General features: G+C 72.1%; 8 protein-coding genes. 4 read left to right on the top strand and 4 right to left on the bottom strand.

Annotated features, from left to right (window positions below; translation table 11 throughout):
- Positions 1-304 precede the first annotated feature (304 nt).
- Positions 305-442: a hypothetical protein gene (locus K6I34_RS27610; protein ID WP_229329832.1), complete on the top strand. Its 138-nt coding sequence runs from the start codon at positions 305-307 to the stop codon at positions 440-442.
- A 74-nt stretch (positions 443-516) separates the two neighbouring features.
- Here K6I34_RS27610 and K6I34_RS27605 read toward each other — a convergent pair whose 3' ends face one another.
- On the bottom strand, positions 517-1,647 hold the full coding sequence (locus K6I34_RS27605) for a transposase (RefSeq protein ID WP_238489863.1): 1,131 nt from the start codon (positions 1,645-1,647) through the stop codon (positions 517-519).
- Positions 1,648-1,891: 244 nt separating this feature from the next.
- On the opposite strand from K6I34_RS27605, the gene K6I34_RS27600 reads away from it, so the two are divergent.
- Complete coding sequence (locus tag K6I34_RS27600; protein WP_229329828.1) at positions 1,892-2,977, top strand: lanthionine synthetase LanC family protein; 1,086 nt, start codon at positions 1,892-1,894, stop codon at positions 2,975-2,977.
- Positions 2,978-3,030: 53 nt separating this feature from the next.
- On the opposite strand, the gene K6I34_RS27595 is transcribed toward K6I34_RS27600, so the two are convergent.
- A complete protein-coding gene (locus K6I34_RS27595) occupies positions 3,031-3,765 on the bottom strand; it encodes a YoaK family protein (RefSeq protein WP_229329826.1) in 735 nt (244 codons plus the stop codon).
- A gap of 271 nt (positions 3,766-4,036) precedes the next feature.
- Positions 4,037-4,903, bottom strand: coding sequence for an alpha/beta fold hydrolase (locus K6I34_RS27590; protein WP_229329824.1), 867 nt, complete (start codon positions 4,901-4,903; stop codon positions 4,037-4,039).
- A gap of 188 nt (positions 4,904-5,091) precedes the next feature.
- Between K6I34_RS27590 and K6I34_RS27585 the strand changes: the two genes are divergently transcribed.
- Both K6I34_RS27585 and K6I34_RS27580 read left to right on the top strand, forming a co-directional pair.
- Positions 5,092-6,180, top strand: a complete 1,089-nt coding sequence (locus K6I34_RS27585; RefSeq protein WP_238489861.1) for a CapA family protein — start codon at positions 5,092-5,094, stop codon at positions 6,178-6,180.
- Between the two features lie 184 nt (positions 6,181-6,364).
- A complete protein-coding gene (locus tag K6I34_RS27580) occupies positions 6,365-6,835 on the top strand; it encodes a redoxin domain-containing protein (protein ID WP_229329821.1) in 471 nt (156 codons plus the stop codon).
- Positions 6,836-6,910: 75 nt separating this feature from the next.
- On the opposite strand, the gene K6I34_RS27575 is transcribed toward K6I34_RS27580, so the two are convergent.
- Positions 6,911-7,288: VOC family protein (locus tag K6I34_RS27575; protein WP_229329820.1), on the bottom strand; the 378-nt coding region annotated here is incomplete at its 5' end.

The following is a 7,288-nucleotide window of genomic DNA, read 5'->3' as shown; positions in this document are numbered from 1 at the left end:
GCCCTGAGCGATGACGGGATCGACCGCCTGCTCCACGACGGCCTCGCCCACATCGCCGCGACCCCAGTGTCTCCACGCGCGGGCCGCCCTGCGGGACGGCCTGCTGGTCGTGCCGGACGACACCCTGCGCGACTTCTGCGTGAGCTATCACGTCGGCCTGGCTGGGGCCCTGGGCCTGCTGCTCCGCCTCAAACACGGGGGCGGACGGTCCTGGACGGCAAACCCCTGGCGGATGTCTGGGAGTACACGATCCGACCGACCGACACGGCACGCGAACGCATCACGCGGAAAGGAGGTGAGAACCGTGGAGGAGACGGTGCTGGAGCTGCAAGAGCTGCCGGAGACGGACGAGCTCGGGCTGGAGCCCGCGATGTGCTGCGACGCCGACCATACGAGTGGTCAGTGCACGACCATGGGGCCGCACTGCAAGGAGTCAACTTGACCCGGCCATGAAGGACCGGGCTTGGAGGTAGGGCGCGGCTGGTTGCCGTGTGGCCTCCTCCGTCCAGGCACCCCTTATGGGGTGGCAGGGGCGCGTGACTCACGCCCCGCGGTCCACACGGTCTCGCCCTTGCGGCCGATGTTGTGGGACGCGTTGTCGTCCGCGTGCATGACGGTCCCGCAGGACCGACAGGCGAACGTCGCTTGATCGACCCGGTTCTTCCGGTCGATGTGACCGCACTCGGAGCATCGCTGACTGGTGTACGCCGGATCGACGTACACCAGCGGCACCCCGGCCCGCTTGGCCTTGTACTCGATGAAGGCGGCGAGCTGGTGGAAGCTCCACGTGTGCAGGGAGGTCCGCTGGTCCTTGCGGTGCCGTACCCGGCTGCGGATGCCCGTGAGATTTTCCAGGGCGATACCGGAGTCGGTGCGTTCAGCGGCGGTGACGATGGTCTTGGAGATGATGTGGTTGACGTTGGCGGTGTGCCGTGCTTCCTTGCGGGAGCGCCTCTTGAGCAGGCGCTTCGTGGACTTGGTGCCCTTGGCCTGCAGCTTCCTCCGGAGTTCCCGTTGCCGCTTGCGGTGCCGGTTCAGGCCACGTCCGGCGGCACGATAGCCGGTGGACGCGGTGGCGATGTTGACGATGCCGAGGTCGACGCCGATGAACCCCTTGGGTTCGTACACCTCGGACTCGGGGATGTCGCAGACGGCGATCAGGTAGGACTCGCCGTCGCGTTCGATCAGGTCGGATTCGCCCTTTCGGTGCTCGCGGAGCATCTTGAGCGCGTCCGGCGAGCAGGCGAAGCGCACGTTCTTCAGCCGCCCGGCCGTCGTCCAGACCGACACCGTTCGGGCGTCGTACTGCCAAGACAGGCACCGGTCGTCGTACGGCTGCGCGGCCTCGGGCCGGAACGTGACCGGCTTCGACTCCGCCCTGGCCCTGCGCTTCGAGCCCGGCCTGCCCAGGTTCCCGGCCTTGATGTTGGCCTTGAGCGTGGTGTACGCGTCGCGGGTCTTCTTGATGACGTGCTGCGCTGCCTGAGCCCCGAGGCCCCGGGCCTTCAGCTCGGCGTAGGTGTGCTTCCGCAGCTCGTACTCACGCGGGACACCGCGCTCGAACGCCACAGCTGACACCCAGTTCGCGGCCTCGTTGACCGTGCGCAGAGTGGAACGCAGCGCGGCGGCCTGGCCAGCCTCCGGCATCAGCTTCACCCGCACAGCGATCCTCACCCGTTCAGCTTATCGAGAGACGCTGACAACAGTGCGTAGATCTGTGAACACGCACAGGCCGGAGCAGCGTTGAGAAGCGATTCCTCCCGGGCGTGAACACCCGGGTTCCTCGCTAGATTCAGCTGAACCGCCCCGCCCCGTTCTGCGCGGCCGTCCGGCGCGGCGGCCGCGCAGAACCCCCGGACAGCAACACGAACGACAGGACGGAGAGCGGAACATGACCGGCGGCGGTCCGTGGGCACCCCTGCTGCCCCCGGCCGCCGCCGCAGCCGTCCTCGATCGCGTGCGCTCCGCCGCGCGACCGCACCGCGTGCCCCGCCGTGTACGCCCCCACCTCGCCGCCGGTGGCACGGGACTGGCCCTCGCCTACCACCAGTTGGACCGCTGCCTGCCCGGCCGGGGCTGGGGCGGCCTGGCCGAGGGCTATCTGGCCGCGGCGGCCGCGGGGTACGAGCTGCTGGGCGCCTCGACCGGCCTCTTCGGCGGTGCGGCCGGACTGGCCTTCGCCGCGGGGGAGTTGGGGCACGGTCTGCCCGCCGTGCACGCGCGCGTCGTCGCCGAGGCCGCCCGGCAGGCCCGGGAGCTCGGCGAGCTCGGCGACAGTCCGGCGGAACGCGCCGTAGACCTCGTCTCCGGGCTGACCGGTACGGGCGTGTACCTCCTGAGGCAGCGCCACGACCCGGCGGCGCGTACGGCGTTGCGGCAGGTGCTCACCGCCCTCTCCCGCGACGGGGACGCACCCGGCTCCGGTGTGGCGCACGGCCTGTCCGGACCGCTCGCCCTCCTGGCGCTGGCCCTCGCCGAGGGCGTGGCCGTGCCCGGACAGCGCGAGGCCGTGGCCCGGTACGCCGCGACACTCACCGAGCGCTGCGCCGACGATGCCTGGGGCCCCAACTGGGCCGGGGCGGCCACCGGCCGGCCCGTACGCGCCTCGTGGTGCCGGGGGAGCCCCGGCACCGCCCGCGCTCTCTGGCTGGCCGGAACGGCACTCGGGGACGAGGCCCCACGCGACCTCGCGGTACGGGCGCTCAAGGCCGTCCACCGCCGCCCGGCCGCCGTACGCCGCGTCGACGGCGACCCCGGCCTCTGCCACGGCCTGGCGGGACTGCTCCACATCACCTCACGCTTCGCCCACGACACCGGCGACCCCGAATTCGCCGCAGCCGCGGCCGGATTGGCGGCGTCGTCCTTCCCGGCCGGTGACCCGGGCTTCCTCGACGGCGCGGCAGGCATCGTGCTCGCCCTGCTGGCGGCGGCCACCGACACCGGACCCGCCTGGGACCGGGTGCTGCTGCTCGCGTGACATGTATCCGTTGTCCGTCGGCTGCCGGGGCATCGTGAGCACCGGTGTCAATGTCAGCCGTTGCGCAGCGCCGATGCCGATGCCGGAGCTGCCGCAGGATCCGCCGCCGGCTGCCGGTGCAGGACGACGACGAGGGCGGCGACGGCGAGTGCGACGGTGCCCAGCGCGCCGCTGAGGCCCAAGTGCGTCATGGCGGTGACGCCCACCGCGGCCCCGGCGCAGGTGGCGCCGATGATCCCCAGCCGGCGCAGCAGTTGCACGGAGGACGCGGATCCGGCGCAGATGTCGTGCAGCAGGGCGATCAGGGCGCCGGTGAGGGCGAAGGTCGCCTGGAGTTCGGGGACGGCCAGGCTGCGCAGGGCCGCGCACCGCATGCCCATGGTCACGGCCAGCACGGTGACCACGGTGTTGCGGCCCGCGACGGCGTGCGGGACGGTGCTGATCACCGCCGCGGTCAGCAGCAGCGTGGTCTCCAGGAGCAGCACGGCCGTGAACCAGCGGCTGGAGTCGGCCTCCTGCCGTCTGCGCGCCGCGCGCGCCGTCGACATCACCCCGGCGACGAAGCCGAGGACGGCCAGCACCGGGGCCAGTTCCGTGAAGTGCGGCGCGCCGCCGAGGGCGAACCCGAAGGTGATGACATTGCCGGTCATCATGCCGACGAAGACCTGTCCGAGGCCCAGGAAGCTGATGGCGTCCAGCATTCCCCCGGTCACCGTCAGCAGCACGATCACCGTGGGCAGAGGGTCCTTGCACGCCTGGGCGCGGGAAAGGAACTTGGGGCGCTGCACGACATACTCCAAAGCAGTAGCGGGCGCTGGGGGAACCGGCTCGTCCGAGCCGTCCGTGAAACGCAGAGGGCCAAAACGCAGAAAGGCCCTGACGGCCGGGCCCTCTCGCACAAACGATCTTCCGTGCGGGCCGGTCGCCCCGCAACCCCGCCCAGTGCTATCGCGCCAAATACCGGAACGTTGCCGCGTACGGGTTTACCGGCCGGGAAACGGAATTCACGGCCCCGCGACAGAATGCCTTTTTTCGGTCAACTGATTGCCAACCGATCGGTCAACTGATTGTAGTGGCCATCCTGATCGCCTCGGCAAAGCGCGCCGGGGCCTCCACCGGGACGAAGTGGCCGATGCCGTCGGCGAATTCGACGGTGACGTTCGTGAAGAAGTCACCGAGCCGGTCCGACCACGCCCTGGGGAACAGCGGATCGTGCTCCGGCCAGAGCACGGATGTCGGGACGGCGATCCGGTCCTCCCGGGCAGGCGGCTTCTCGGCCAGGGACACGGCGACCGCGCCCGCTCCCGCCCGGTACCAGGCGATCGAGGCGGTGAAGGCGCCGGGAGAGCCGTAGACGGAGACGAGATGGTGCAGGGCCGCCTCGTCCAGGGCGAATTCCGGACCGGACCAGTGGGACCAGAAGTGCGCGAGATGGTCGCGCACCGCCGAGGGGCTTCCGTCGAGGAGGCGTTCGGCCAGCGGGAGGCGGTGGAACGCCTGGTACCAGAATTCCTGCTGCGCCGCCGGGGCGAGGACACGGTCCCCGATCCCGGGCAGCGGCGGGGAGACCACCAGCGCCCGTACCCGCTCCGGGTGGTCGCGCGCGACCGTCTGCGCGATGCGGCTGCCGATGTCGTAACCGGCGAGAACGACGCTCGCGAGGCCCAGTTCGTCGAGCAGCCCGACCACGCTGCGGGCCTGCGCCGCGGCACCGTACTGCCGCACGTCCCGCGTAGTGTGCTTGTCGGAGTCGCCGAACCCCCGGAGGTCCGGGACGACGACCTGGTACGTCTTCTCCAGCAGCGGGACGACGCCCCGGTAATCGGTGCGGTCGCCCGGCCAGCCGTGCAGCAGCACCACCGGCGTACCCGAGCCCGAGAGGTCGTAGCCGAGCCGGAATCCGTCCACGGCAGAGCTGTGCGGCATCGCTACCTCCCGCGATCGGACGTCCGACGTCCCACCCGTCATGACCACGCTACGGCGCCCCGGGGCGGATGTCCGGGAACGCGCGTCCGGCGCCGACCTGCCGGGGCCGATCTGCCGCCGCCGGCCGGCGGGCCTACGCTGGGAGTGTGCCTGGGGAGCCGGTGACGCTGTTCCTCTGCGGCGACGTGATGCTCGGCCGCGGGGTCGACCAGATCCTTCCGCACCCCGGCGACCCCGCGCTGCGCGAGACCTGGGTCCGTGACGCCCGCGACTACGTGGCTCTCGCGGAGGCGGTGAACGGCCCGATCCCCCGCCCCGTCGGCTACACCTGGCCGTGGGGCGACGCGCTGGCCGCCCTGGACGCGGCCCGGCCGGACGTACGGGTGGTGAACCTGGAGACCAGCGTCACGCGCAGCGACGCGTTCGCCCCGGGCAAGGGCATCCACTACCGGATGACCCCCGCCAATCTGCCCTGCCTGACCGCCGTCCGCCCGGACATCTGTGTCCTGGCGAACAACCACGTCCTGGACTTCGGACGGCGCGGGCTGGAGGAAACCCTCGACAGCCTGGCCGACGCCGGGATCGGGACGGCGGGCGCGGGCCGTACCGCGGCCCTCGCACGAGCGCCCGTGATCATTCCGCTGACCGGGCACCGCCGGGTGCTGCTGTACTCCTTCGGCATGCCGTCCAGCGGCATCCCACAGGACTGGGCGGCGACCGGCGGACGTTCCGGGGTGACCTTCGTGGCGAGGCCCTCACCGGACGCGGCGGCCGAGGTCACCAGCCGCATACGGGAGCGGAAGCAGCCCGGCGACATCGCCGTCGTCTCCGTGCACTGGGGCTCCAACTGGGGATACGCCGTCCCCCCGGAGGACGTCCGCTTCGCCCACGCGCTCGTCGACGGCGGCGCGGACCTCGTGCACGGGCACTCCTCGCACCACCCCCGCCCCATGGAGGTCTACCGGGGCAAGCTCATCCTCTACGGCTGCGGCGACCTCGTCGACGACTACGAGGGCATCACCGGCTACGAGCGCTACCGCGACGACCTGCGGCTGCTCCACCTCGTCCGCGTGGACCCCGGCACCGGCCGGACCACCGACGCCAGGATGACGCCCCTCCAGGCCCGGCGGATGCGGCTGCTGCACGCCACACCGGACGACGCCGCGTGGCTGCGGGCCGTCCTCGACGGCGCCTGCCGGGACTTCGGCTGCCGGGTCGCCCGCGAGCCTGACAACACGCTCACGCTCCACTGGACGCGCGACGAGCACGGGGTGTGAGCCCCACAAGGCGTGAGCCCACGGAAGAACGGGACGAGCGCCGGCCGCCGGGCACGTGCCGTACGCCATGGCGTACGGGCCGCCCGGCATCGCATGATCACCTCGTGGGGGGATCGACCGGGCGGTACGCCGGTAGCGACCGGCTCCCTCCCCTCGTCCGTCCGAGCACCACCGAGGAGCCGTCGTGCGTACTTCCGTCGAGACCACCGAAGGTCCCGTGACCGTCCCGTCCCCCGCCCACCGGTGGACCGCGCTGTTCTTCATCACCGAGCCCGGCATCGGGGAAGTGCTGCCCGAGCTCGCCGGGTGCACCACCGGCCTGTGCTCGGTGCGCGACGACGCCGTGGCCTTCGCCCGCGCGGGCGTCCGGGTGCTCGGGGTCAGCGCCCACACCCCGGGCCACCTCGCCGGGTTCGCCGCGTCCCGCGCGCTCGGGTACCCGCTCGTCGGCGACGGCGATCTGACGCTCGGCCGGGCGCTCGGCGTTCCCGAGGTGACGGCGGACGGCCGGACCCTCTTCGCCCGCTCCGCGGTCGTCCTGGACGCGACGGGCGAGGTACGCGCCCTGATCCATCCGGTCCCGGAACCGGAGCGGCACGCCGCGCTCGTGCTCGACCGGATCGCGGAACTGGAGCGTCGGGAAGCGCGGGGGTAGGCCCCGCCGAAACGGGACCGGCCGTCCTCGCGCGCCGTGACGGCTGTCCCGGTGTCCCGAAGGACGGCCCGTACCTTACGAGGCAGCGGCCTGGCGGAGTGCCAGGGTGGCGCCGAAGGGGTCGTTGACCATGGCCAGGCGGCCGAAGCCCGGGGTGTCCATGGGAGGGATGAGCTCCGTCGCGCCCTGGCCGGTCGCCGTCGCGAACGCGGCGTCGCAGTCGGCGACCGCGAAGTACGGGTGCCACTCGGATGCCGAGCCCGCGTCCAGATGCATCCGCTGGAGCTGCAGGATGCCGCCGTGGCTCCGCTCCTGTCCGCCGCCCGCGGGGGAGACGACGGTGTAGTCGACCCCGCCCATCGGCACGTCCCGCGTCTCCCACGAGAACACGGCGCGGTAGAAGTCCTTCGCCCGGGCGGAGTCGGTGGTGTAGAGCTCGGTCCACGAGAGGGA

The organism is Streptomyces sp. UNOC14_S4, from assembly GCF_020740835.1.
GTDB lineage: Bacteria > Actinomycetota > Actinomycetes > Streptomycetales > Streptomycetaceae > Streptomyces.
This window is presented reverse-complemented; position numbering and strand designations above follow the sequence as displayed.